This window comes from Streptomyces sp. NPDC001728 (genome assembly GCF_040297565.1).
Lineage (GTDB): Bacteria > Actinomycetota > Actinomycetes > Streptomycetales > Streptomycetaceae > Streptomyces.
This window is the reverse complement of sequence record NZ_JBEOZK010000012.1, coordinates 159022-182667: the sequence shown is the minus strand read 5'-3', so window position 1 is coordinate 182667 and position 23646 is coordinate 159022. Positions and strand designations below refer to the sequence as shown.

22 protein-coding genes and 4 pseudogenes are annotated in these 23646 nt (G+C 69.9%); 14 read left to right on the top strand and 12 right to left on the bottom strand.

The window, feature by feature from the left end; genetic code table 11:
• The first annotated feature begins 7 nt into the window (after nt 1-7).
• The 3 genes from ABT154_RS20050 to ABT154_RS20040 all read left to right on the top strand — a co-directional run bounded on the left by ABT154_RS20050 (nt 8) and on the right by ABT154_RS20040 (nt 3373).
• On the top strand, nt 8-490 hold the full coding sequence (locus tag ABT154_RS20050) for an NUDIX hydrolase (protein WP_351858171.1): 483 nt from the start codon (nt 8-10) through the stop codon (nt 488-490).
• A 55-nt stretch (nt 491-545) separates the two neighbouring features.
• Nucleotides 546-1367: a 3-hydroxybutyrate dehydrogenase gene (locus ABT154_RS20045; RefSeq protein WP_351858170.1), complete on the top strand. Its 822-nt coding sequence runs from the start codon at nt 546-548 to the stop codon at nt 1365-1367.
• 104 nt (nt 1368-1471) lie between these two features.
• Nucleotides 1472-3373 (top strand): helix-turn-helix domain-containing protein, encoded by a 1902-nt coding sequence (locus tag ABT154_RS20040; RefSeq protein WP_351858169.1) that lies wholly within the window; start codon nt 1472-1474, stop codon nt 3371-3373.
• 70 nt (nt 3374-3443) lie between these two features.
• Here the strand turns inward: ABT154_RS20040 and ABT154_RS20035 are convergent, their stop codons facing one another.
• The gene (locus ABT154_RS20035; protein WP_351858168.1) at nt 3444-4811 is read right to left on the bottom strand and encodes an MFS transporter; all 1368 of its coding nucleotides are present in this window, start codon (nt 4809-4811) and stop codon (nt 3444-3446) included.
• A 524-nt stretch (nt 4812-5335) separates the two neighbouring features.
• On the bottom strand, nt 5336-5959 hold the full coding sequence (locus ABT154_RS20030; RefSeq protein WP_351858167.1) for a DUF1963 domain-containing protein: 624 nt from the start codon (nt 5957-5959) through the stop codon (nt 5336-5338).
• 174 nt (nt 5960-6133) lie between these two features.
• Here ABT154_RS20030 and ABT154_RS20025 point away from each other — a divergent pair, with 174 nt between their 5' ends.
• Nucleotides 6134-6589, top strand: coding sequence for a hypothetical protein (locus tag ABT154_RS20025; protein WP_351858166.1), 456 nt, complete (start codon nt 6134-6136; stop codon nt 6587-6589).
• A 248-nt stretch (nt 6590-6837) separates the two neighbouring features.
• Here ABT154_RS20025 and ABT154_RS20020 read toward each other — a convergent pair whose 3' ends face one another.
• Entirely contained in the window at nt 6838-7173 is a 336-nt protein-coding gene (locus tag ABT154_RS20020; protein ID WP_351858191.1) for a hypothetical protein, read from the bottom strand.
• 460 nt (nt 7174-7633) lie between these two features.
• Between ABT154_RS20020 and ABT154_RS20015 the strand changes: the two genes are divergently transcribed.
• The 3 genes from ABT154_RS20015 to ABT154_RS20005 are packed head-to-tail and all read left to right on the top strand — an operon-like array spanning nt 7634 to nt 10634.
• Nucleotides 7634-8764: a tyrosine-type recombinase/integrase gene (locus tag ABT154_RS20015; protein WP_351858165.1), complete on the top strand. Its 1131-nt coding sequence runs from the start codon at nt 7634-7636 to the stop codon at nt 8762-8764.
• Nucleotides 8761-9096: a helix-turn-helix domain-containing protein gene (locus ABT154_RS20010; protein ID WP_351858164.1), complete on the top strand. Its 336-nt coding sequence runs from the start codon at nt 8761-8763 to the stop codon at nt 9094-9096. Before ABT154_RS20015 ends, ABT154_RS20010 begins: the two co-directional genes overlap by 4 nt.
• Nucleotides 9093-10634: a site-specific integrase gene (locus ABT154_RS20005; RefSeq protein WP_351858163.1), complete on the top strand. Its 1542-nt coding sequence runs from the start codon at nt 9093-9095 to the stop codon at nt 10632-10634. Before ABT154_RS20010 ends, ABT154_RS20005 begins: the two co-directional genes overlap by 4 nt.
• Nucleotides 10635-10708: 74 nt before the next feature.
• Here the strand turns inward: ABT154_RS20005 and ABT154_RS20000 are convergent, their stop codons facing one another.
• Nucleotides 10709-11650: an alpha/beta fold hydrolase gene (locus ABT154_RS20000; protein WP_351858162.1), complete on the bottom strand. Its 942-nt coding sequence runs from the start codon at nt 11648-11650 to the stop codon at nt 10709-10711.
• Nucleotides 11651-11766: 116 nt separating this feature from the next.
• On the opposite strand from ABT154_RS20000, the gene ABT154_RS19995 reads away from it, so the two are divergent.
• Nucleotides 11767-12747, top strand: coding sequence for a helix-turn-helix transcriptional regulator (locus ABT154_RS19995; protein ID WP_351858190.1), 981 nt, complete (start codon nt 11767-11769; stop codon nt 12745-12747).
• A gap of 72 nt (nt 12748-12819) precedes the next feature.
• Here ABT154_RS19995 and ABT154_RS19990 read toward each other — a convergent pair whose 3' ends face one another.
• Complete coding sequence (locus tag ABT154_RS19990; protein WP_351858161.1) at nt 12820-13434, bottom strand: YdeI/OmpD-associated family protein; 615 nt, start codon at nt 13432-13434, stop codon at nt 12820-12822.
• Nucleotides 13435-14407: 973 nt separating this feature from the next.
• Here ABT154_RS19990 and ABT154_RS19985 point away from each other — a divergent pair.
• Nucleotides 14408-15145 carry a hypothetical protein gene (locus ABT154_RS19985; protein ID WP_351858160.1) on the top strand — a complete coding sequence of 246 codons (738 nt, stop codon included), beginning with the start codon at nt 14408-14410 and terminating at the stop codon, nt 15143-15145.
• 76 nt (nt 15146-15221) lie between these two features.
• Here the strand turns inward: ABT154_RS19985 and ABT154_RS19980 are convergent.
• The 3 genes and pseudogenes from ABT154_RS19980 to ABT154_RS19970 all read right to left on the bottom strand — a co-directional run.
• A pseudogene (locus ABT154_RS19980) lies at nt 15222-15397 on the bottom strand (Hsp20/alpha crystallin family protein); the annotation flags it as partial.
• A 213-nt stretch (nt 15398-15610) separates the two neighbouring features.
• Nucleotides 15611-16153, bottom strand: a complete 543-nt coding sequence (locus tag ABT154_RS19975; RefSeq protein WP_351858159.1) for a DUF6529 family protein — start codon at nt 16151-16153, stop codon at nt 15611-15613.
• Nucleotides 16154-16156: 3 nt separating this feature from the next.
• Nucleotides 16157-16513, bottom strand: coding sequence for a COG4315 family predicted lipoprotein (locus ABT154_RS19970; RefSeq protein WP_351858158.1), 357 nt, complete (start codon nt 16511-16513; stop codon nt 16157-16159).
• On the opposite strand from ABT154_RS19970, the gene ABT154_RS19965 reads away from it, so the two are divergent.
• Entirely contained in the window at nt 16491-16763 is a 273-nt protein-coding gene (locus ABT154_RS19965; RefSeq protein WP_351858157.1) for a hypothetical protein, read from the top strand. The genes ABT154_RS19970 and ABT154_RS19965 overlap by 23 nt on opposite strands.
• A 442-nt stretch (nt 16764-17205) precedes the next feature.
• On the opposite strand, the gene ABT154_RS19960 is transcribed toward ABT154_RS19965, so the two are convergent.
• Nucleotides 17206-17349, bottom strand: coding sequence for a hypothetical protein (locus ABT154_RS19960; protein WP_351858156.1), 144 nt, complete (start codon nt 17347-17349; stop codon nt 17206-17208).
• A 428-nt stretch (nt 17350-17777) separates the two neighbouring features.
• Here ABT154_RS19960 and ABT154_RS33950 point away from each other — a divergent pair, with 428 nt between their 5' ends.
• Complete coding sequence (locus tag ABT154_RS33950; RefSeq protein ID WP_502969544.1) at nt 17778-18665, top strand: hypothetical protein; 888 nt, start codon at nt 17778-17780, stop codon at nt 18663-18665.
• A pseudogene (locus tag ABT154_RS19950) lies at nt 18616-18801 on the top strand (hypothetical protein); the annotation flags it as partial. The gene ABT154_RS33950 and the pseudogene ABT154_RS19950, both read left to right, overlap by 50 nt.
• 266 nt (nt 18802-19067) lie before the next feature.
• Here ABT154_RS19950 and ABT154_RS19945 read toward each other — a convergent pair.
• A pseudogene (locus tag ABT154_RS19945) lies at nt 19068-19217 on the bottom strand (MFS transporter); the annotation flags it as partial.
• A gap of 5 nt (nt 19218-19222) precedes the next feature.
• Complete coding sequence (locus ABT154_RS19940; RefSeq protein WP_351858192.1) at nt 19223-19396, bottom strand: hypothetical protein; 174 nt, start codon at nt 19394-19396, stop codon at nt 19223-19225.
• 197 nt (nt 19397-19593) lie between these two features.
• Between ABT154_RS19940 and ABT154_RS19935 the strand changes: the two are divergent.
• Both ABT154_RS19935 and ABT154_RS19930 read left to right on the top strand, forming a co-directional pair.
• Nucleotides 19594-20180, top strand: a pseudogene (locus ABT154_RS19935) (MmyB family transcriptional regulator).
• Between the two features lie 192 nt (nt 20181-20372).
• Nucleotides 20373-22445 carry an ATP-binding SpoIIE family protein phosphatase gene (locus tag ABT154_RS19930; protein WP_351858155.1) on the top strand — a complete coding sequence of 691 codons (2073 nt, stop codon included), beginning with the start codon at nt 20373-20375 and terminating at the stop codon, nt 22443-22445.
• Nucleotides 22446-22568: 123 nt separating this feature from the next.
• On the opposite strand, the gene ABT154_RS19925 is transcribed toward ABT154_RS19930, so the two are convergent.
• A complete protein-coding gene (locus ABT154_RS19925; protein ID WP_351858154.1) occupies nt 22569-22907 on the bottom strand; it encodes a thioredoxin family protein in 339 nt (112 codons plus the stop codon).
• Between the last annotated feature and the right edge of the window lie 739 nt (nt 22908-23646).

The window sequence follows — 23646 nt, the reverse complement described above, 5'->3', positions numbered from 1 at the left end:
CGGGCCCATGCCTACCCCTGACTTCATCCGCGCCCTGCGCGAGACGGCCGGCCAGCAGCTTCTCTTCCTGCCCGGGGTGAGCGCCGTCGTCTTCGACGACCGGGGCCGGGTGCTGCTCGGCCGGCGGTCCGACAACGGCCGCTGGGCGGTCATCGGCGGCATCGTCGAGCCCGGTGAACAACCCGCCGACTGCGCGGTCCGCGAGGTGTTCGAGGAGACCGCGGTGCGCTGCGAGGTCGAGCGGATCGTGCTCGTCGAGACCCTGCGCAAGCCCGTCGTCTACCCCAACGGCGACCAGTGCCAGTTCCTGGACGTCTCCTTCCGCTGTCGCGCGGTGGGCGGCGAGGCGCGGGTCAACGACGAGGAGTCCACCGAGGTCGGCTGGTTCGACGTGGACGACCTGCCGGAGATGAAGCGCTTCTCGTACCGGCGGATCGAGAAGGCACTCGCCGACGGACCCACATGGTTCCGCACCACAGCAACCGACTGAACTATGGGCTGGACACACATGGGTGGGGGAGAGGCCCCTTCATAGGGTGCGGAACATGAGCGCCCCCAACACCGCCCCCGGATCCGGCTCCACCGAGCCCCTGCCCCGTGCCGTCGTCCTCGACCTCACCGGCCGCACCGCGCTCGTCACCGGCGCGGCCGGCGGCATCGGGCGCGCCTGTGCCCTGCGGCTCGCCGCCTGCGGGGCCACGGTCAGAGCCGTCGACCGGGCGGCCGAGGGCCTGGAGAGCCTGGCCGAGGAGGCCGCCGGGCTCCCGGGAGGCCTCGAACCCCGCCTGCTCGACCTGACCGACCTGGACGCCGCCGAAGCCGTCGCGGCGGGCACCGACATCCTCGTCAACAACGCCGGACTCCAGCTGGTCCGGCCCATCGAGGAGTTCCCCCCGGAGGTCTTCCACACCGTCCTCACCGTGATGCTGGAAGCGCCCTTCCGGCTCATCCGGGGCGCCCTGCCGCACATGTACGCGCGGGGCTGGGGCCGGATCGTCAACCTCTCCTCCGTCCACGGGCTGCGGGCCTCCGCCTTCAAATCCGCGTACGTGTCGGCCAAGCACGGCCTGGAGGGGCTCTCCAAGACGGCCGCCCTCGAAGGCGCCCCGCACGGGGTCACCTCCAACTGCGTCAACCCCGGCTACGTACGCACCCCGCTGGTCGAACGGCAGGTCGCCGACCAGGCGGCGGCGCACGGCATCCCCCCGGAACGCGTCCTCACCGAGGTCATGCTCAAGGACTCGGCGCTCAAACGGCTGATCGAGCCCGAGGAGGTCGCCGAGGCGGTCCTCTACCTCTGCACCCCCCAGGCCTCGTTCATCACCGGCACCTCCCTCGCCCTCGACGGCGGCTGGACCGCCCACTGAGCGCCGCCCCCGCGCCCCGGGAGCCGCGGCCCCGGCCGCCGGCCCCCGGGAAGGTTGTCCACAGGGGTGGTGCGACCACACGTACGGCAGGTATCCCTGTGTCCATGTCCCACGAACACGTCTCCTACCTGGAACTCCTCGCGCGGGGAGCGGCGACGGAGGCCTACGACCGGCCCGTGCTGCTCGCCCGTGCGAGCGGCGCGGGCCCCGAGGAGCTGGCCGGGCTCGAAGAGGCCAAACAGCTCGCCCTGCGGGTCCGGGCCGAGCTGGAGGGGCGGCGACGGCGCGAGGCGGAGCTCTCCGCGCTCTTCGCCACCGCCCACGACCTCGCGGGACTCCGTGACCTCGACGCCGTGCTGCGCGCCATCGTCCAGCGCGCCCGCGCGCTCCTCGGCACCGAGGTCGCCTATCTCAGCCTCAACGACCCGGCCGCCGGCGACACCTACATGCGGGTCACGGAGGGCTCGGTCTCCGCCCGCTTCCAGCAGGTCCGCCTGGGCATGGGCGAGGGCCTCGGCGGCCTCGTGGCCCAGACCGCCCGCCCGTACGTCACCGACGACTACTTCGAGGACCCGCGCTTCCAGCACACCCGCACCATCGACGCGGCGGTGCGCGATGAAGGCCTCGTCGCCATCCTCGGCGTCCCCCTCAGCCTCGGCAGCCAGGTGATCGGCGTCCTGTTCGCCGCCGACCGCAGGGCCAGGGTCTTCGAACGTGAGCAGGTCGCGCTGCTCGGCTCCTTCGCCGCGCACGCCGCCGTCGCCATCGACACGGCGAACCTGCTCGCCGAGACGCGCTCCGCCCTCGCGGAGCTGGAGCGGGCCAACGACATCATCCGCGAGCACAGCGGGGTCATCGAGCGGGCCTCCGAGGTCCACGACCGGCTCTCCGAACTGGTCCTGCACGGCGGCGGCGTCCACGACGTGGCCGAGGCCGTCTCCGAAGTCCTCGGCGGCACAGTCGAGTTCACCGAGCAGGGCGCGGGAGCGGTACGTCAGGCGGGCGGCCACGCGGTCCGCGAGGGCGAGGACTGGGTGGCCACCGTCTCCGCGGGCGGCGAGACCCTCGGCGCCCTGGTGCTCCACGGGCAGCCCGACCTCGACCCCGTCGACCAGCGCACCCTGGAGCGGGCCGCCCTGGTCACCTCGCTGCTGCTGCTCGCCCGCCGTTCCGCAGGCGAGGCCGAACAGCGGGTACGGGGCGAACTCCTCGACGACCTCCTCGACGCACCCGACCGGGACCGCCGCCTGCTCCGCGAGCGCGCGGCCCGGCTCCGGGCAGACAGCGCGGCCCCGCACGTCGTGCTCGCCGCCCGGATCGACCGGGCGGAGGGCGCGGCCGAGACCGACGCGGCCGACGCCGGCGGACGCGAGAGCGCGGACCGGCAGCGCCTGTGGTCGGCGGCCACCCATCTGGCCGCCACCCGCCACGGACTCGCCTCGGCGCGCGACGGCGGAACGGTCCTGCTGCTGCCGCTCGGCCCGGGGGAGAAGGCCGCCGACCTGGCCCGCCAGACCGCGCGGAGCCTCGGCGGCACCCTGCGCGAACCCGTCACCGTCGGCGCCTCGGCCCCGGTGCGGGCCCCGATCGACCGCCCCGACCAGGTGGCGGGGGCGTACGAGGAGGCCCGCCGCTGCCTGGACGCCCTGCGGCTCCTGCACCGTGCGGGCCAGGGCGCGGCGGCGGAGGACCTGGGCTTCCTCGGACTCCTCCTCGCGGACAGCCGGGACATCGACGGCTTCGTCGACCGGACCGTGGGCCAGGTGGTCGCCTACGACCTGCGCCGGGGCACGGACCTGGTCCGGACCCTGGACGCCTACTTCGCCAGCGGCATGAGCCCCGCCCGTACCAAGGACGAACTCCACGTCCACGTCAACACGGTGGCCCAGCGTCTGGAGCGGGTCGGCCGGCTCCTCGGCCCCGACTGGCAGTCCCCGGCCCGAGCCCTGGAGATCCAGCTGGCCCTGCGCCTGCACGCCCTCTCGGACGCCGTCACCGGCAGCTGACCCCGGACGGCGCCGTGCCCCGCTCGCAGGCGAGCGGGGCACGGCGCCGAGTACGTCACGGGTGCCGGGATCAGGCGTCGGCGCCCACCTTGGTGTCCGAGGGGGTCCGGTCCTCGATCTCCCCGAGGTCGCGGTCACGTGTCTCGCGGGCACAGGCGATGGCGACGACGGTGAGCAGCGCGGCGCCGATCACGTACAGGGCGATCGGGGTGGAGCTGTCGTAGTCGGCGAGGAGCGCGGTCGCGATGAGCGGCGCGGGCGCGCCGGCGGCCACGGAGGAGAACTGGGCGCCGATGGAGGCACCGGAGTAGCGCATCCGGGTCGCGAACATCTCGGAGAAGAACGCGGCCTGCGGCGCGTACATCGCCCCGTGCAGGACGAGACCCACCGTCACGGCGAGCAGCAGGCTGCCGAAGGTGCCCCGGTCGATGAGGGTGAAGAACGGGAACATCCAGGCACCGACGCCGACCGCGCCGATCAGGTAGACGGGACGGCGCCCGACCCGGTCGGACAGCGCGCCCCAGAGCGGGATCACCGCGAAGTGGACGGCGGAGCCGATCAGGACGGCGTTGAGGGCGGTCTGCTTGGACAGGCCGACCTGGGTGGTCGCGTAGACGAGGATGAACGCGGTGATCACGTAGTACGAGATGTTCTCGGCCATACGGGCACCCATCGCGATCAGCACATCGCGCCAGTGGTGCTTCAGGACGGCGACCAGCGGCATCTTCTCGGCCGTGCCCTCGTCGGACGTGCGCTGCTCGGCGGCGGCGAGGGCCGCCTTGAAGACGGGCGACTCGTCGACGGAGAGCCGGATCCAGAGGCCGACGATCACCAGCAAACCGGAGAGGAGGAAGGGGACACGCCAGCCCCAGGAGGCGAAGGAGGCGTCCGAGAGCAGCGCGGTCAGCGCGGAGAGCACACCGGTCGCGAGCAACTGCCCGGCCGGCGCCCCGGTCTGCGGCCACGAAGCCCAGAAGCCGCGTCGCTTGGCGTCCCCGTGCTCGGACACCAGCAGGACGGCCCCGCCCCACTCACCGCCGAGCGCGAACCCCTGCACCAGACGCAGCACGGTCAGCAGTACGGGAGCGGCGGACCCGACGGTCGCATGTGTCGGCAGCAACCCGATGGCGAACGTCGCCCCGCCCATCATCAGCAGACTGAGGACGAGCAGCTTCTTCCGCCCGAGCCGGTCCCCGTAATGCCCGAACACCAGCGCCCCGAGCGGCCGCGCGGCGAACCCGACCGCGTACGTCAGGAAGGACAGCAGCGTCCCGACGAGCGGATCGGAGTCGGGAAAGAACAGCTTGTTGAACACGAGCGCGGCGGCGGACCCGTACAGAAAGAAGTCGTACCACTCGATGGTGGTGCCGATGAGACTGGCGGCGACGATCCGCTTGAGGGAACGGGGTGGGGTGGGGGAGGGAGTTGCGGCGGCCATGTGCACCACTTCCAGGCAGGTACGGGGACGTTTCGGTGTCGCCACACCGTAGGAAGGGCCAGGTCAGGGGCGTATGTGGTGGGACACCATAGTTCGGGTGTGCCGTGTGCGCCCGGCCTCCATGGCCTGCTGTCGCGACCCGGCCGAAGCCCCGAGAGAGGCCGAGAGAGGGCTGTCCGGGTTGCACTGATCGGGCACGTTTTGGTGGTGCGGTGCTGACTCCCGTGCTGGTTTCGTGCTGACCGAAATCCCATGTCAGCACCCGTGCCAACCCCTCCCGTGCTGACTTGGTGCTGACTACGGAGCGTTGAACTCCGACATCCGACGCCCCCCATGCGGATGTTCTCGACCCGCCCCAGGGCGTGGCTCCCGTTCGGCTGGGCATGACGCTCGACGAACCGGTCGCCGCACTGTCGGCCTGGGCTTCGGCGGGCATGACGCCGTTCTGGCCTGCTCTCCGCAAGGTGACGTCCCGACCTGACCGAAGCCGGAACCCAGTTGCGCTGGACAAGACAGCGCTCGGGTCAGAGAAGAGCAAGGGGAGCGACGAGCACCACAGCCGCGTCCGTGCGGTGTCTCGGAGCGGGGCAGAGGGCGGGGAGGGCCTCATAGAAGTCGATCAAGGCCATGACATCACGGTCGGCCGCTGGATCGACCTCCCGGTCCGCCAGCGTGGGCACTGACGGCAAGGCGAACGCCTCCAGAGACAGCGCAGGGATGACGTGGGCAAGGTGGTCCCCGGGCTGCTCCCCAAGCGGCTCCGTCGGCACATGGACGACTCGACAGCCATTGTCTCCGAGATCGAAGCTGAACTCGGCGACGAACTCATCGTCGTGGAAGAACAGCAAGTGCCCATCTCTGGACGGCACCCACTCCTCCCCCAGAAGTTGCCCGACCCGGCTGCAGTCCAGCCGCGCGAGAAGCACCATGGGGCGTCCGCGAAAGCGCGGCCAGCCGACTTCGTCGGTGAGCCGAGGCGGGCCTCCGATCGAGTTCCCGGTCTCAGGGTCGACCGTTCGGACCGCGAACCCCACCGATGGCCGGACCAGGGCGACGACGAGGTCAGCCGTTGTGGCGTCCAAGCGGACGCGGATCAACTCGTTGACGATGGCGTGCGGAGTGCCGGAACCGTAGCCTCGAGCTTCCATGAGTGCCGAGTCTCTCACCTCCCACTGACGCGGTCGGGACGCCGAGGTGGATGTTCCGGTTGACAGACCAGATTCCACAGACCCGCTGGCGCACGGCATACGGGGGCAATGTCTGGGGCGAAGCGCTGCAAACGCTTCGCGGGCCGCGGCTGGAACCGAGCGGACGCCCTCGGCGTGTTCGCTGAGCCGGTCAAACACGGCATGGTCAAGCCGCGCGGCCTGGGGTTCGGGCGGTACAGCGTGACGCGCAAGGGCTTCACCGAATACCAGAGGAACTTCATGTGGACCGGAGCAGGGAGTGACGGGGGAACATCTCCGCCGTCGGCCGGCGGTTTCGCGGTAGCCAACGTCAACAGCCAGCAAGCGATCGCCCATGGAGGCATCGGCAACCGGGCGGATCAGCACGACGTCTCGCACCACCAGCTGATCGACGCGCTGCGCACGGACGCGCGCGGCGCGGAGCCGGCCGAGGCCGTCCGGGCCCAGGAGTACGCCGACGACCCGGCCTCGGCGGTCGACGCGCAGGACTCCGACCGGACGGAGGCGGTCCTCACCCGGATCAACTCGCTTCTGTCCACCGCCGGGGCGGCGTTCGCCCTGACGAGGTCCCTGCTGTCGCCCGGCTCCTGACACCCGCGTCGTGACGGCCCACTCGATGCCCGCTCCCTGCCCGTTCGGGAGGCGCCGGTCCACCGCAGGCCCGGCCGAACGGGGCTGGTGATCTGAGGGCGGGCGACGGCAGCAGCGCAAAGCCGCCCACAGGTGGCACGAGGGCCCCACTCTCCGCCGCCGAGCGCAGCTGGGATCGAAGACGTCCTCCTCGGTATCCCGAACGCAGTCGATCCTGGGATCAGGACGCCGGCCGCCCGCGACCTGCCCTATGGTGGCCGCCGAGCGTGCTGCCGCCCCCGCCCCCCGCCCCCGTGCCTGTGAGCGTCGGCAGTGGTCCGGCCGACCCTGGTGCGCGCCGGCCCCGAAGAGCCGGGGTGCCGGCCACGTCGACGTGTACCCCTGGCTCCCGGCCGGTCGATGCCGCGCCGCGATCCTGAGTCCCACCGCCGCAGTGTTTCACGTTGACGCACCACCGGGCGCCGTGCCGTCTCCAGGACCGTCCCGGCTCGTTGTGCGGGCAAGTCGAACCGGCCCAGGAACCGCACGCTCGTGAGCTGGACCGCGAATCCGAGCCGGTTGTGGGCCCGGTGCTTGGCCTGAATCGCCGCACGGCCCGTGTCGTCCAGGAAGAGGCACCTCTCCCTGTGAGCGCAGCTTGTGAAACGACCCGTACCGGGCCGTGTGCTCGTCCGTCAGGAAGTCGACCGCCACAACAGCTCTCCGAAGATCGACAACAGCGACCCCCGAAGCTCCGACGCTCAATCACCCCAGGTCAAAGCCCCAATCGGTCCGGAGAATCCTTAGCGCACGATCTGACACCGATGTTCCAACCGCCGCCAATTGCATCGGATGCGAACTCGCGACAGTCCGCGAATCTCCCGGAGAAGTAAGGGCAATCGTGCTGCGGACCTGCGGACTTGAGCGTGGTCTCGGGCAGTGACGATACCCGTGTCTCGGACCTCATTGCGGTCTACGTAGGGGGTTGACCTGGGACTCCGTCGGCGACTCGCATCAGATGCGGTTTTCTCGCATCTGATGCGAGTCACGGAGGGTGGTGAATCGGTGGGGTTCAACGGGTCGATACCGGGGGCGGCCGGGCTGCACCTGGTCGACGGGGTCGCCTTGCTGCGGCCCGAGGAACAGGTCTTCACAGCGATGCTGACCGGGTTCGCCAACCAGCAGCTCGCCCGGAATCTAGCCCGAACGACTGTCGAGGGCCGGGAGAACACGGTCAAGGCGTTCACGGCCTACGTGAACACCTACCCCTGGCTCTGGACACCGGCGATGGTCGACGAATGGCTCGGTGACCTGCGCTCTCTGCGGGACCTGAAGCGCTCCACGATCCGCTCGTACTCGGAGGCCGTACGGGCGTTCTGCCACTTCATCACCGATCCGCTCTACGAGTGGACAGCCACCTGCGAGGAGCGGTTCGGGACCCACCCGGTTCAGGTGGTGCACGAGTGGAACACCGCGGTACACGTCCAGGACAACGAGGCGGACGCCAAGAAGCGCGCGTTCACCAAGGCCGAGCCCGAGCTGCACGCCTTCTTCGCGCACTGCGACGACGAGGTCGCGCGCATCCGGGCCTTCGGCCGCAAGGGCTGGCTACCCGCCTTCCGCGACGCGACCCTGTTCAAGACCGCCTACGCCTTCGGGACGCGCCGCAACGAGACACGGATGCTCGACGCCGCCGACTTCGGCCGCAACCCGCATGGCGGCGAGTTCGGCGAGTACGGCCGCTGCCAGGTCCGGTTCGGCAAGGCCAAGAAGGGCTCGCCGCCCAAACGCCGCGGGGTGCTGACCGTCTTCGACTGGACCCCGGACGTCCTGGACGAGTGGTTCACCGAGGTCCGCCCACTGTTCGGCACCGACAACAACCCAGCGGCCTGGCCTTCCGAACGGGGCCTGCGCATCGGCTGCCAGCGGCTCAACTCCCGCTTCATCGCCTACCGCAAGGCCCTGGGCCTGGACGACGGGCTCGACTTCCATTCCTTCCGCAGGTCCTACGTCACCCACCTGATCGAGGACGGCTGGGACCCGCGCTTCGTCCAGGAGCAAGTCGGCCACGAACACGCCAGCACCACCTCGCTCTACACCTGCGTGTCCTCGGACTTCCGCACCCGCACCCTGCGGCGGCACCTGGACGCCACCATCGCCGCCGCCCTCCAGACCCAGACCGGGAGGCAAGCATGAAACGCAAGGTCGGATACACCTGGCGGCTGCGCGAGGTCATGGCCCAGCACCAGATCTTCACGGCCACCGAACTGGTGCCGCTGCTGCACGAACGCGGCATCGACCTGTCCGCCTCCCAGGTCCACCGCCTGGTCTCCGGCACCCCCGAACGCCTGTCGTTGCAGGTCATGGCCGCGCTTTGCGACATCCTGTCCTGCACCCCGGCCGACCTGGTGGCCACCACCGCCGAGAACGCCGGCGTCCGCAAGACCGCCACCGGCGACCTTCCTACCCCGCCTTCGAACGTCGCGAAGCTCCGCCCCCGCGCGGCCCGCATCCTGCCCGACGCATGACCCGCCCCTACGCCACCGACGAACAGTACGAGCGCTGGTTCATGGCCGATTGCTGCCGATGCGGTCTCCGCAGGCACAAGGCCGGCACCTGGCCGGACGGATACGTCTGCCGGACCTGTTCGGACCGAGCTGTCCGGACACGGGGGATCTGCCCGGGATGCGGCGAGGACCGGGCCCTTCCTGGGCTCCGTCCTGGTGACGGGGCCGCGATCTGCACCACCTGCGCCGGCTTCTCCCAGACCTTCGACTGCTCACGCTGCGGCTTCGAGGGCAAGCTCCTGCGCGGTCGGCTCTGCGAACGCTGCACGCTCACCGACCGGCTCACCGCACTCCTCGACGACGGCACGGGCCGCGTCCGTCCCCCGCTGGTCCCGCTGTTGGACCTGCTGGTGACGATGGACAAGCCCGGAAGCGGACTGGCCTGGCTGGACATGCGTCGCGGGCAGCTGGGAAACGCCTCGCAGCTGCTTCGTCGACTCGGCCTGGGCGAGATTCCGCTGACCCACGATGCGTTCCACGAACTCCAGCCCTGGCGGGCAGCCTCCCACCTGGAAGAACTCCTCATGGCCTGCGGAGTCCTGCCCGCGGTCGACAAGCACATCTGTTCTTTCCAGCGCTGGCTCCCTGGCCATCTCTCCGACATCGCCGAACCCGAGCACACCAAGACGATCAAGCTCTTCGCGACCTGGCACGTCCTCCCCGGACTACGAGCCCGAGCCGAGCGGAGCCACATCACACCCAGCATCCGCCGCTTCGCCAACGAACAGATCAAGTACGCGACCGCCTTCCTGCAATGGCTCGGCGAGCGGAACACCACCCTCGCGTCGTGCGGCCAGGTCGACATCGACGCCTGGTTCGCCGAGAACGCCCAGCACGCCCGCACCCGGCTGAGAGGCTTCCTCAACTGGGCCATGCAGAGCCGTCACTGCCGACGTTCCTTGACCATCCCCACAATGAAGATCTCCCGCCGGCCGGCACTGAGCGAAGACGAACGCCTCGCCGCCCTGGGCAGACTTCTGATCGACACGGAGATACCGCTGCGACTCCGCGTCGCCGGAGTCATTGTTCTTCTCTACGCACAACCGCTGAGCCGCGTCGTCCGGCTCACCCTTGACGACGTCATCCGCAACGGCGACGCCGTGCTGCTACGACTCGGTGAGCCACCCTCGCCCGTCCCGGCGCCGGTCTCCGCCCTGCTGCTGGAGCACATCTCGAACCGCGGCAACATGAACACCGCGACCAACCCGACGTCCCGCTGGCTCTTCCCCGGCCGCCGGACCGGCCAGCCGCTCGGCCCCAACCACCTGTCCGCGCTCCTGAACGAGGTCGGAATCCCAATCGCCGCCGCCCGCGGCGCCGCCATCCGACAGCAACTCCTCGAACTGCCCGCACCTGTCGTCGCGGACGCTCTCGGCTACCACGACAAGACCACCAGCCGCCTCCGCAACGAGACCGGCGGCACCCGGAGCCGATACGCCGCCGGAGACCACGGGAGGTCACCGGTCGGCTGGGCACCCAAAACAACCGGCGAGAGTTGATTTCGCGAGCCCATTTGTCATCGGTGTGATGCGAGAACTCGGCCTTCAGGTGATACGAACCGGATCACAGGACACTAGCCCTGCCGTTCCAGCCATTCCGAAATCACCTGGTTGGTTTCTTCTGGCATTTCCTCCTGGATCCAGTGACCGCAGTCCAGGCCGACCACTTCCACGTTGGGCACGAACTCTGCCAGTCTTTCGAACCTCGGGATCGCGAAGTCCTGGTCGCCATAGATCATGAGGGCGGGCTGCTTGATGACCGGGTCCGCGTCCGCCAGCTGGTGCCAGTTGCGGTCGAGGTTCCTGTACCAGTTGATGCCGCCCGTGAATCCAGACGTCTCGAACGCGGAGACGTAGACGGCCAGGTCGCTGTCGCTCATGATGGGCTCACCGAGTGGTGTTTCCGCCTTGGCGAGGTTGATAAATGCCATGCCCGGCTCAGGGGGTGCGGGGGGCACGTTCTTCCGGTAGAGGTTGCGGAGGAACTGGGAGGTGTTGGCATCGAATGCGGCGTCCGCGACGCCCGGCTGCCGGTTGAAGTGGACGAAGTAGAAGTCGCCGCCGAGGAAGGTTTCCATGACCTCGATCCACGGCGTTTCTCCGCGCTCCTGGTAAGGCAGGCTCAGGTTGATCAGCTTGTTCACCCGGTCGGGGTGCAACAGGGTCAGTCCCCAGACGACGAACGCACCCCAGTCATGGCCGACGAAGGTGGCGTCCTCGTAGCCATAGTGGTCCAGGAGCGCGACGAGGTCACCCGTCAGGTGTTCGATGTCGTAGTCCGTCACCTCGGTCGGGCGGGATGAGTTGCCATAACCCCGCTGGTTCGGTGCGATGACGTGGTAGCCAGCCGCTGCGAGGACGGGCATCTGGTGACGCCAGGAGAAGGCGTGCTCCGGCCAGCCGTGGCAGAGCACGATGGGCTTGCCCTTGTTTTCCCGGCCTGCCTCGAAGACTTCGAGCTCCACACCGTTGACCTGGATGAGGGTGGGCTCGGGAAATTCTGCTTGATTGAACACTGCATTTCCTCTCTGGGGGTGTTCGCTGGCGGTTGACCTCCTCGATGAGGTCATGTCGCCATCTTGCTCCCCAAACCGGTCACCTCATGACCGGTTTTTATGAGAGTTTTGTCAGTATGCGATCCGATCGGCTGGTGGCCATACTCCTCTTGCTCCAACGGCGCGAGCAGGTGACAGCCGCAGAGGTCTCCCGAGAGCTGGACGTCTCCGAGCGCACCGCCCGCCGTGACCTCGACGCCCTGGCCATGGCCGGGGTGCCCGTGTACTCCGTGCAGGGCCGAGGCGGCGGCTGGCGCCTCGTGGGCGGTGCTCGTACCGACCTGTCCGGGTTGACCGCCAGTGAGGCACGCGCCCTGTTCCTGGCTGTCGGTCCGGCCTCGGATGCGACGCCGGCGATGAAAGCAGCTCTGCGCAAGCTCGTCCATGCTCTACCGAAGCCCTTCCAGGTGCAGGCCGAGGCAGCGGCGGCGTCGCTGGTCGTAGACCCGCAGCGATGGGGGGCGAGCCGGATCGAGCACCGGCCGCCTCGCTTCCTCGACGAACTCCAGGACGCGGTGATCAGCGGCGTCCAGGTGTCGCTCGGCTACGTCGACAGCAAAGGCGTCGAAACCCGGAGAACCGTCCACCCGCTGGGCATCGTCGCCAAAGGTCCTGTGTGGTACCTCGTCTCCAACACCGAGACCGGCCGACGGATCTTCCGGATCGACCGCGTGTCGTCCGCCGACCCGACCGGCGACCCTGTGCACCGACCCGGGGACTTCGACCTTGCCGAGAGCTGGAACGAGATCGCCAAAGAGGTCGATCGCAAACGAACGCCGCTGGAAGTCCAGGCGGTATGCACACCCGACGGGATAGGCATACTCCGGATGGCGCTCGGCGACCGGCTCGACGTGGGAGGTTCCACGACCGACGGCCGCATCGAGGTCGTGATCCGCGGCCCCAATGAGTACATGCTCGCCGGCGAGCTCTCCGGGCTGGTCGAATGGGTCGAGGTGACCGGCCCTCCGGGGGTCCGAGACCACCTGGCCTCGATCGGCAACGCCCTCGTCGAACGATACGGCCGGCCGCGCACCAGCGGAGACCTTCACCCGTCTTGAAGCGGACGAGGCAGGGCTTCGAGAAAAGTTCCGCTCAATAGGCTGGGTTTGTCCGTTCCGGCAGGAGCCCGGTTACGACGCCGGCGGGTCCGCCGGCCTGGCCCTCTGCGGGTGGATCGTCTCGTGCCGGACCAGCATCGCCACGCACTCGGCGATCTTCCGGGTTCGTGTCTCGGCCCGCTTGACGGCGTTGACCCGGCTGATGAGGGCGAAGCGGTTGGTCTTGGTGAGTACCTCGAACATCGCCTGCGCCGCTGGGTCGGCGGCGATCGCGACGCGCAGGTCGGCCGGCACCTCCGCTTCCGATGACGGTGCATAGGCGGCCGTCCACCGCCCGTCGGCCTTCGCGGCGTCGACCGCGGCGCGGCCGACGGGCTGCATCAGGCCGGCCGCCTCCAACCGGGCCACGTTGGCGACGTTGCGCTGGGACCAGACGCTGCGGGGCCGGCGCGGGGTGAACCGCCGCCAGGAGCTCTCCTCGTCGCGCTTGCGGGCCTGCCCGTCGATCCAGCCGAAGCACAGTGCCTCGTCGACCGCCTGCTGCCAGGTCAGCGTGGTAACGGTGCCGCCCTTCCTGGTCAGGGCGAGCCACACGCCAGGAGAGGCGGTGTGGTTGTCCAGCAGCCACGCGCGCAGCGCCGCGCCGTCGGCAACGATCAACTCATCCAGCTCGGTTCCGGTCACCACCGCAGGTTAGTGCCGCAACCAGGTGTCGCGACCTGTCGGGGTGACTCGTTGAGCCCGCGGCGTCGATGTCGGCCTGGCTCGCCCTCGCCGACGCCACCGTGGAGAACGGCTGCCCTCTCCGGTCAGCTCAACGACCTCGGCGTCCCCACAGCCGCCGACCGGACCGGAGCGATCCGCCACAGTGGGTCCTGGAGATGCCCGCCCCGTCGTCGTCGACGCCCTCGGCTACCACGACGTCATCGCGACCAGCCTCGCATCCGAGGTCGGAGAAGACTGGAGTCGCTACGCCGACGACCACGTACGGTCACCAACAGGCTGGGCCCCAGGCGGAACTGGCGACAGTTGAATAGGCGATCCCACCAGTAAATCCCCGTCAGGAGCCTCGAAGGGAAGCCGGGCCTGTTCGGCGATCCGCTCGAGGCAGAAGATCCGGATGCACTCGCTGGTGTCGTAGCTGGTGGGGTCGGTGGACACCCTCGGCGCGGTCCGCAGGTAGCCGCCGCGGCCGTAGATCAGGTACGCCTGCGCAGCGTCCCGCGCGAGGAGCTCGGCGAGGCTGTCTCCGGCGGTCTCGGTCAGGCCCTGTTGGGAGCGCTATGGCGAGCTCTCCGGCGACCCACTCGAGTTGCTGCGTGCGGGAGTCCGGGACGACGTCCTTGTTGCTGCGGTTGACCGCTCGGAAGTCGTCCAGGACCCGCTCGAGCTGTGCGGGGCGGGCGCGGTCGAGGGTACGGCGACGAGCGAGAGCGTCGGCGTCGAGCGGTCGCCGCTGGCACTGAGGTGTCGGACGGGCGAACTCTTGACACAAGAGTGTGTCCTGTCAGCCCTGGTGTGAGGCAAGGGCTTTGGTTCCCAGCGACTGCTCTGGAATGTCATCGCTGGTCCCGGTACCCCGCTGGCCTACTTCACGAGGCCCTCATGCCACTGCGTAAGTAAGCTCGGTTTTACCCGCACGCGCTAGAGAGGTGAAACCGTGACCATTCAACAACCCCTTTCCTTCTCGGACCTCTATGCCGTCAATTCTAGCGCGGACGCCGTTCGCGCAGCATTCACCAAGCGTTTCCAGAAGAAGCCAGACGGGATCTGCGTCAACAAAGAAACGTACTTCGACGCAGTAACGCCCGCGATCACCGAGCAGTACGGCCATCCATGCTTTAAGCGCGTAGGCGCAATTGTCTACACAGAGGGCAGCCCCTCATCCCCCCGGGACGTCGTCGTTGCTTCACACTTCGCAATGAACAAAGGTGACGAGACAGCAACCATCGGAGTGTCGATCGAGGGCGGTTGGACGGAAAGCACCACCGCTACAGTCACCGTCACGACCGGGATCACGGTCACCACCGAATTCGAACTGACCGGCGCTTGGAAAATGGGCGGGTCTTTCGCGCTCACCGTGGCAAGCGGGAAATCAACTAGTGCGACAGCGAATAGATCGGCTCAAATGACTGCCGAAGTGGAAGTTCCCCCCCACAGCAAGAGGAAGGTGGAGATGGTCGCCGTCATGCAGGAGGAGGCGGTCGACTTCCGGGCACCCGTCACTGTAGACGGAATGTTCGGCGCGAACTTCCCGGACCGTGTAGAAGAACACTACTTCTGGTTTCTTCCCGCATCTGACGTGCTGCCGAGCACCAGTGGGAGTCTCCAAGGCTCCGTTAAACGAGCGTTTGCCGTGAACACACAGACGACAGTCCATCCCGCCGAACCAATCTGAACGAGTCTTCGATGGTTCGTGCCATCAGTTGAGCAGGCGGCGGCGCGGCTGGTTGACGGGTCGGGCTGCAACAGGCCGCGATCTCCTTGCGTCCGGATCCGATGCCTATGGAGAGCTTGCGGGCTTGGCGCGCTCGGCGATCGGGATGCGCAGGCTGAGCACGCCCGCGTCGTAGTCGGCCTGGAGGCGCTCGGTGTCGAGGGTGTCGGCGAGCGCGATCTGGCGGGAGAAGACGCCCAGCGGCCGTTCGGCCTGGATCGCGCGCCACGACCATGAGTGGCGCCTACGCCACAGCCGTGTGGCCGGTTCCGGGGCGGGGCTTGCGGCACGGGTCGCTGCGGGTCCCTCCGGTCGACGTGGTCCCGTGACCGGCCGCCCGGGGCGCACGGATCGGCGCAGGACCCGGAGCGGGGAAGGCCACGCCCGGGTCGGTCTCGTCGACCACTGCGAGTGTCGCCGTCGTCGCTACAGCCCCGGGACGGTGAATCCGTTGAGGGCCCACAGCGAGGCCGAGTACCAGAGCAGCCCGATCGCGGTGAACAGCGCGCCGCCCGCGACCGGCAGGGTCCAGCCCGGCAGACGGCGGCTGCGCACCAGCAGCACCTTCGCCACGAAGGCCCCGTACAGCGCGCACCCGGCGACCGAGTGCAGGAAGACCCGGGTGCTCGACGTCTCCACGCCGTAGGTGCGCACGCAGTGGAAGGCGATGGGCACCGACAGCAGGAAGGCCAGCCATCCGACGGCACGGTGGGCGATGCGGACGCGGCCGGGTCGGGAGCGGCCGTACATCCACAGCGCCAGTAGGACCTGGACGACCGCGAGACCGAACAGGGCGGTTCCCAGGCGGGCCTTGAGCGTGACCGCGGCCGCGTCATGGGCGCCGAAGAGGCTCGTCGTGTAGTCGGGGGAGTGGTGCCGGCCGGTCAGCCAGATCGCCACCCCCACGGCCACGGGCAGCACGGCGCCGAGGGCGACCGCGGCGGCCCGGGCCGGAGTCGGGGCGGTCACGGGTCAGCTCTTGTCGACCTTGTTCCCGTCGGCGCCGAGCACGTACCACTTGGCGCCGAACTGGTTCAGGCCCTGGCCGTTCGCGTCGCCGGGCTTGGTGTCGCCCGCGTACCCGTAGACAGGGTGCCCGTGGTAGGTGACCTGGGTCTTGCCGTCGTCCCGCTTCGTCGTGCCCAGGAGCGTGGACTGAGCCGAGCCGCCGGCCGACGGCTGCCCGGTGGTCAGCAGCGGCGGCCAGGCCGTGGCGCAGCCGCCGTTGCACGTGGAGGACGTCGACTTGTCGGCCTCGAACAAATACAGGGTGCGGCCCTTGCCGTCGACGAGAACCGTGCCGAGGTTGCCGACCGTCGCAGTCTTCACCTCGGCCTGCGCGCCGGCCGGCGCACCGCTCGGGCTCTTGCTCGCCGAAGCCGAAGCCGAAGCCGAAGCCGAAGCCGATGGCGACGCCGAGACCGATGCCGATGCCGATGCCGATGCCGACGCGTACGAGGAGCCCCCGCCTCCGCCGTTGTCGGAACATCCGCTCAGTGCGGCCATCGTCAGGAACGCTGCCGTGCTCACGACGGCCAGGCGCATACGCCTCATCACAGCTCCACAGGTTGACTCATGAGGCCCGGAGTCCGAGGGGCCCGCTGCCCGCATACTGCTCGATCACGGGTTCCCGGCGGCCGACGGTGCCGGGTCCGCCCGGAGTTTTCACCGGGATGGCGGTGAACGGAGCGGGAGTGTGACCGAGATTCGCGCCAGAGGGGCAACGGGATGGATCTTGAATCCTTGAGCGCCTCTCGGCGTCACTCATTCGACTCAGTGCCGTTGGTGGTGATGTTGAGCGTCGTCCGGGGCCTGGGGCGGTGTGTGGTATCGATCGAGCGGACCGCGTATCCGCGGTTCAGCGGCTGTTACGGCGCACGAGCTGCATCTCTTCTTCTCGCCGACTCTCCGGGACGTCCTCCAGTGCCGGGAAACACCCCATGCGCCGGTACGACTTCGGCATCAGCGGCAGGGCCGGCGGATGCTCATCGCAGTCCGTGGCATCGGCCGCCCACTCCAGCTCATCCCGAAACCGCCCAGCGGATCTGATCGACATCGCGCTGGAGACAGTGGGAGGCCGGGCTGGAACTGCCGGGGTTCTCCACCTTCGGCAAGATGGCCTCGGAGATCCGCACCGAGAGGAACGCCTCGTTCTGTACGGGCATCCACGCCCGCATCACCGTTCCACCGCATCACCCCTCCGAAACCGCCCTCCCGGGCCGCGGACAACGAGGGCGACTTCGTCCTCGGACGGACCTTCGACGCCGCACTCTCGCCCTCTTCGGCGCCGCTACTCAGCGGACAACCCGCGCCGGCGAGCACGACCAGTGCCGGGTCGTGTCCACCAAGGCCGAGGACACGACGCCCGCGGGCGGAGCACGGGAGTAACCGGCCGCCCCCGCCCTGCGGGCGGCCGGCCCTTCGGGCTCCCGTCCTGCCGGATGCCGTGTTCCGACCGTACGGTGCTCGCTCGGGAAGGGTGCCCTGTGGGAGGTCGTTGTGCGGCTCGCGCGGGTGACTGGACCAGGCATTCGGCGGAGTCGCTGTCCGCGTGGTCGCCCTTGGCCCGGTGGGGGCGGCGCACAGTGGGTGCATGGATGTGGAGGAGATCACCGGGGAGCTGTACGGGTTGAGGCCGTCGGAGTTCACCGCGGCGCGCGACGCGTACGTCGCCGAGGCCCGCCAGGTGAAGGACCCTGGGGCGGTGAAGGCGATCGCCGCGCTGCGGCGGCCCGCGCTCGCGGCGTGGGCCGCGAATCTCCTGGCTCGTCAGCGGCCGGTGGACACGCGGCAGTTCCTGACGCTGGGGGAGACGCCGCGGGAGGCCCACCGGGCGCTCGACGCCGAACAGCTGAGGACGGCGAACAGGCAGCAGCACCAACTTGTCACCGCGCTCGCCCGTACGGCCGCGTCAACCCAGAACCTCACCGCCGGAGCCGGCACCGCGCCCCTCGTGATCCGCGACTACTCCTACCGTGCGGACGGGTTCCCCCTCACCATCGGCGAACAGACCCCAGGCGTTGAACGCCACGTCAAGCAGATCACCCTCGACCCGATGGGCCGGCCCCTTGCCGTCGCCGACGACGGCTGGACGGAGCGCTACCGGTACGACCGGGCGGGAAACCAGGAGATGGCGGAGTGGCCCAGCCGAGCCGGGCACGGTGAAGCCCGCGGACCGAGGACCTACGCCGGCACCCGTCTCCTCACCGCGGGAGCCCTCCACTACACACACGACGCGGCGGGCCGGGTCGTCGAACGTCGCCGAACCCCGTCCCTCGCGCAAGCCCGACCTCTGGCGCTACACCTTCGACGCACAAGACCGCCTCACGTCCTGCATCACACCCGACGGCACCCTGTGGACCTACACCTACGACCCACTCGGCCGCCGCGCCAGCAAACAACGCATGGCGGAAGACGGCCAGACCCCGCTGGCGCTGAGCAAGACCGATCGCCGCCTTGCCCGCTGGCAGAGCGCCCTTGACAGACTGCCTGAGGGCGAGACCGTCGAACTCAGCATGCTGACGAAGTCGTTCCCCGGCATCGATGACCAGGGCGGCACGTTCCGCACCCACCTCGAACTCGCTTTCCTGGCCATCGCACTGCTGCGGCGAGTAGTGGAAGGGTCAGGGAGAAGAGGTCCGGTCAGGGGGGAAGAGATCCGGTCGGCGGGGCGGGCCGGTTCAAGCCTGGTCCGCCGGGCCGGGAGTCGCATTCCGGCCCCGGCGGCGGCCACGAGCGTCACCGTGTGCGGGCGGCGGTCACCCAGACGGCCTCCGACGGGCGAGCCGGCGAGGGCGCCGACGCCGAACGCGGCGAGGATCAGCGGGACGGCCGCCGCGGCCAGGGCGGCGAGGGCCCAGAAGGGGCCGCGCCAGCCCATGAGCTGTCCGGCGAACGCGCCCAGCGGCACACCGACGACATTGGCCAGCATGGCTCCGGCGCCGACCGGCCCCAGGGCGCGGGAACCGGCGGCCGGGCCCGTGGCGTCGGTGGCGGCCACGTTGGCCACCGCCCAGAACGCGCCGGTGGCGATCGCGGTCAGGAACCGGGCCGCGAGGATCGCGGTGAAGTCCGAGCAGAGGGCGACGACGACGTGCCCGAGGCGAAGACGCCGAGGGCGAGCATCAGGGGCAGCCGCTTGGGCAGCCGCAGGATGAGCATCGCCATCAGCGGGGCGCCGACGATCATCCCCACCGCGAAGACGGTGATCATCAGTCCGGTCCGGCCTCGCCGACCCGCAGGTCAGCGGCGATCTCCGGCAGCAGCCCGGCCACGACGAACTCGGTGGTTCCCATCAGGAACGTGCCGAGCGCCAGCACGGGGACGACGAGCGCACCTACCTGTTCGATCTGGGTCGGGCCGCCCGGTCCGCCCGCCGTCCCGCCGCCGGGACGTCGAGGTTCCGCCCCGTGTCCACTGGCTGCTCGACTCGATCACGATGTCCGCCGCCTTCGTACGCAACGGGCACCTGCACGTCATCGCCCACACAACGCGCTCGGCCGGGCCCTGCACGCGCCGTTGTTCGACAGCTCCACCACCGACAAGCGCGGTCGGTGGCAAACTTCGCCCGCTACCACTTCCTCGACGGCGGCTCCCGGGACTCCTTCGTCGACTGGGACTCCGGCGCCGCCACCGTCGCGCTGTTGCGCTCCGAGGCCGGCCGCGAGCCCCATGACCGCGCCCTGCGCGAGCTGGTCGGCGAACTGTCCACCCTCAGCCCCGACTTCCGCACCATGTGGGCCGCCCACGACGTGCGCATCCGCCACGACGGCGTCAAGCGGCTCCAGCCCCCGCCGTCGGCGAGCTGGAGCTGACGTACCGGTCCGTGGACCTGCCCGTGTCTCAGCGAGCCGTGCACGACCTGAGCCTCTACACCGCAGAACCCGGCAGCGCCTCCGAGGAACGCCTCAAACTCCTCGCCAGCCTCGCAGCTACCCCCGCCCCGGCGGCGGAGCCCACCGGCACGCAGCCCACGCCTTCCCGGAACAGCCACTGACCGCCAGGGTGAACCCGCACGCCAGGATCCGTCCGTGTCCGGTTGGCCGGGGCCGTCCGTGTCCCGTCGGCTGGTACGGAGGCTCCCGTTGGTCGGTACGGAGGTTCCAGTCGGCCGGTACGGAGGCTCCCATTGGCATATCTTCGCCAAAGGCACTTATGGTGCACTTGTCGCGGGACGGGAGGTACACCGGTGGGTGGAGCCGATACCGACGGGCGTGAGGAGGGGCCGGACTCCGCCGTGCTGGAAGCCCTGTTCACGCAGTCGCCGCTGGGCCTCTTCCTCTTCGACGAGCGGTTGCGCGTGCGCCGCTACAACGCCAGTCCCCGCGGCCTCAGCGGCATCTCGGCGGAAGAGGTGATGGGACGTACCTTCGCTGAGGTCGACACCGGCTTCGACACGACCGAACTCGTCGTCCTCGCGGGGGAGACGCTGCGCACGGGCCACTCCGTGATCCACCACACCGTGAAGGGCAGCCCCGTCGGCCGGCCGGATCGGGAGCTCACGGTGTCGGTCTCGCTGTTCCGCGTGGAGGACGCCGCCGACGGGCGGCCCGGGGTCGTGATGGCGGTCGAGGACGTGACCGAGCGCGAGGCCGCCCGTGCCAGGCTGGACCTCCTCCACGACGCGCACCGCCGGATCGGCACCACGCTGGATGCCACGGTCACCGCGCGTGAACTGGCCGAGGTGCTGGTACCGGCCCTCGCCGACGCCGTGACCGTACACATCGTGGACGCCGTACTGCGCGGCGAGCGGCGCCGCCCCGGGCCGGTGGACGCCGGGCAGCCGTTGCGCAGAACGGCCTTCCTGGCCGGACCCGGGGCGAGCCCCGAGGAAGGGGACACGGTCCTGGAGACGCTCCCGTTCGCCACCCCGTTCACCAGGACCCTCGAAGACGGCACGCCACGCCTGGTGGCACGGCTGGACGCAGCGGGCACCTGGCCGCCCGAGATGTCGGAGCACGCCCGCGCCCTTGCCGCCGCCGGGGTCCATTCGGTGATGACCGTCCCCCTCGCCGTACCCGAAGCGGTGCTCGGAGTCGTCACGCTGTACCGCTCGGAGCGGCCCCAGCCTTACACGCGCGAGGACCTCGACCTCGCCGCCCAGGTCGCCTCACGGGCTGCCCTCGGCATCGACCACGCCTCCAGTTACGCCCGCGAGCGGAACACGGCCACCGCCCTCCAGCGGCATCTGCGGCCGAGTCGCACTCCCCGGCTGACGACCGTCGAGACGGCTCATCTGTACCTGCCCTTGACCGCCGGCGGGGACTGGTTCGACGTCATCGAACTGTCCGGGGCCAGGGTCGGCCTCGTCGTCGGAGACGTCACCGGACACGGCATCGAGACGGCGGCCACCATGGGACGGCTCCGTACCGCGCTGCGCACACTCGCCGATCTGGGCCTGGAGCCGGACGAGGTGCTGACGCACCTCGACGAGATCGCCGCCCGGCTCGCCCGGGAGAGCGCCGACGGCGACGGGCACGGAGACGGCACCGGTACGGCGGTCGCCACCTGCGCTTACGCGGTCTACGACCCCGTCACGCTCCGGTTCTCCCTCGCCTCCGCCGGGCACCCCGCCCCTCTGCTCGTCTCGCCGGCGGGCGAGGTGACGACCGTGGGGATCGACGCGGGTCCTCCGCTCGGCACGGGCCACGGCACGTACGAGACGGTCCTCCACGACCTCGACGACGGCGCGGTCCTCTGCCTCTACACCGACGGACTGCTCGGGCGCCGTGACGACGCCAAGGACACGCTCCGACGGGTCCTCGCGTACCCGGACCGGGCGCTGTCGGAGACGGTCGACGCGGTCGCCTACGCCCTGGCCGACGAGCACGCCGAGGACGACACCGTCCTGCTGCTCGCCCGCACCCACGGGCTCACCGAGGACCAGGTCGCCCACTGGGACCTCCCGGCCGACCCCTCGGTGGTCTCCACCGCCCGCGCCCTCACCGAACGCCAGCTGGCGGCCTGGGGGCTGCGGGACCTCGCGTTCGAGACCGAACTGATCGTCAGCGAACTGGTCACCAACGCCATCCGCTACGGAAACGGGCCGGTGCGACTCCGCCTCATCCGGGACCGGTACCTGACCTGCGAGGTCACCGACGGCAGCAGCACCTCGCCGCACATGCGGCGCGCCCGCGACACCGACGAGGGCGGGCGCGGCCTGTACCTGGTGATGAGCCTCAGCCACCGCTGGGGCACGCGCTACGCCGCCCGGGGCAAGACGGTCTGGTCGCAGCAGGCGCTTCCCGGCGCTCCCACGTGACCCACCGGGCATGCGGTGTCGAGGGGGTGTGGTGCTCCGATGGATCGGTACGCCTCACAGGGGCCGTACCGATGGTTCAGTACGCCCTCGGAGGTTGCTCGGTACCGAGGGATCCGTACGCCCTCAGAGGTGGCCGTCCAGGAGCTCCCGGACCTCGACGGTCGTCATGACCCCCGTGCCGTGCGCCACCGCCTCTCCGTCCTTCAGCAGGACGTAGGAGGGGGCTCCGGTGACCCCGTACCGCTCGGTCGCGGCCGGGCAGCGCGTGATGTCGGTACGGACGAGCGTCAGGCGGTCCGCGTACTCGTCGGCGATGCCACGCACGACGAGGTCCATCGCCCGGCAGTTCTCGATCGCCTTGGGCCAGCTCCCGGTGAAGTACGCGAGGACCGGCACTCCGCTCATCCTGAGGACGAAATCGAACTCGGCGTCCTCTCGGGGTTGGTGAACCCGCTTCGCCATGGATGCTCCTGACCTCGTGTTCCGTCGTTCCATCCCCATGATCCCTCGCGTGGAACGAGCACGAAACCCGGACCGCGCGAGCCGGTTCTCCTAGGGGGCGACCCCACCACGTTTCCGGGATTCCCCGGAGTGCGCCGAGGTGTCCGCCGCTCCTGGCGTGGAGGCATGCCACGATTCCGACACGTCAAGGCCTTCGCTCTCGGCGCGGCCGTACTCGCCGCCACCACCACGATGGCCACCACTTCCGCAGTCGCCGTCGATCCGGACCCGTTAGCCCGGTTCCACGGCCGGTACGTCGACTGGCACGCCTGCGCCCTCGGCGCGGACGACAAGGTCGGTCGGGCGCTGGACGCCGCGGGCGCCGACTTCACCGTGCCGCTCGACTACGCCGACCCCGGCGGCCGTACGATCTCCGTCGCCGTGTCCCGCCTGAAGGCCACCGACACCGAGCACCGCGTCGGCCCGCTGCTGCTCAACGACGGGGGACCGGCCGGCGTCAGCCTCCACATGCCGCTGTCCGTGTCGAAGGTGATGGGGGAGGTCGCCGACCGCTACGACCTGATCGGCATGGACCCGCGCTTCGTCGGCCGGAGCACCCCGCTGGACTGCCGCTGCGGATGGGGAAGGCGTACCTGCTGGACGAGCACGTCCTCCCCGCCGTCCTCATCGGCGGCCTCGGCAGCGACCTCGACGAACGGCGCGCCGTCCTGGCCGCGACCGTCCGCCTCCTCGCGCGAGC

What these genes read in the sequence shown, in the direction of transcription:
- ABT154_RS20045 (WP_351858170.1), top strand. Translation starts at nt 546, where the DNA reads ATGAGCGCCCCCAACACCGCCCCCGGATCCGGCTCCACCGAGCCCCTG.
- ABT154_RS20050 (WP_351858171.1), top strand. Translation starts at nt 8, where the DNA reads ATGCCTACCCCTGACTTCATCCGCGCCCTGCGCGAGACGGCCGGCCAG.
- ABT154_RS19925 (WP_351858154.1), bottom strand. Translation starts at nt 22,907, where the DNA reads ATGGCGAAGCGGGTTCACCAACCCCGAGAGGACGCCGAGTTCGATTTC.
- ABT154_RS19995 (WP_351858190.1), top strand. Translation starts at nt 11,767, where the DNA reads ATGCGATCCGATCGGCTGGTGGCCATACTCCTCTTGCTCCAACGGCGC.
- ABT154_RS33950 (WP_502969544.1), top strand. Translation starts at nt 17,778, where the DNA reads ATGGATGTGGAGGAGATCACCGGGGAGCTGTACGGGTTGAGGCCGTCG.
- ABT154_RS20040 (WP_351858169.1), top strand. Translation starts at nt 1,472, where the DNA reads ATGTCCCACGAACACGTCTCCTACCTGGAACTCCTCGCGCGGGGAGCG.
- ABT154_RS20030 (WP_351858167.1), bottom strand. Translation starts at nt 5,959, where the DNA reads ATGGAAGCTCGAGGCTACGGTTCCGGCACTCCGCACGCCATCGTCAAC.
- ABT154_RS20010 (WP_351858164.1), top strand. Translation starts at nt 8,761, where the DNA reads ATGAAACGCAAGGTCGGATACACCTGGCGGCTGCGCGAGGTCATGGCC.
- ABT154_RS20035 (WP_351858168.1), bottom strand. Translation starts at nt 4,811, where the DNA reads ATGGCCGCCGCAACTCCCTCCCCCACCCCACCCCGTTCCCTCAAGCGG.
- ABT154_RS19940 (WP_351858192.1), bottom strand. Translation starts at nt 19,396, where the DNA reads ATGATCACCGTCTTCGCGGTGGGGATGATCGTCGGCGCCCCGCTGATG.
- ABT154_RS19960 (WP_351858156.1), bottom strand. Translation starts at nt 17,349, where the DNA reads ATGCCCGTACAGAACGAGGCGTTCCTCTCGGTGCGGATCTCCGAGGCC.
- ABT154_RS20005 (WP_351858163.1), top strand. Translation starts at nt 9,093, where the DNA reads ATGACCCGCCCCTACGCCACCGACGAACAGTACGAGCGCTGGTTCATG.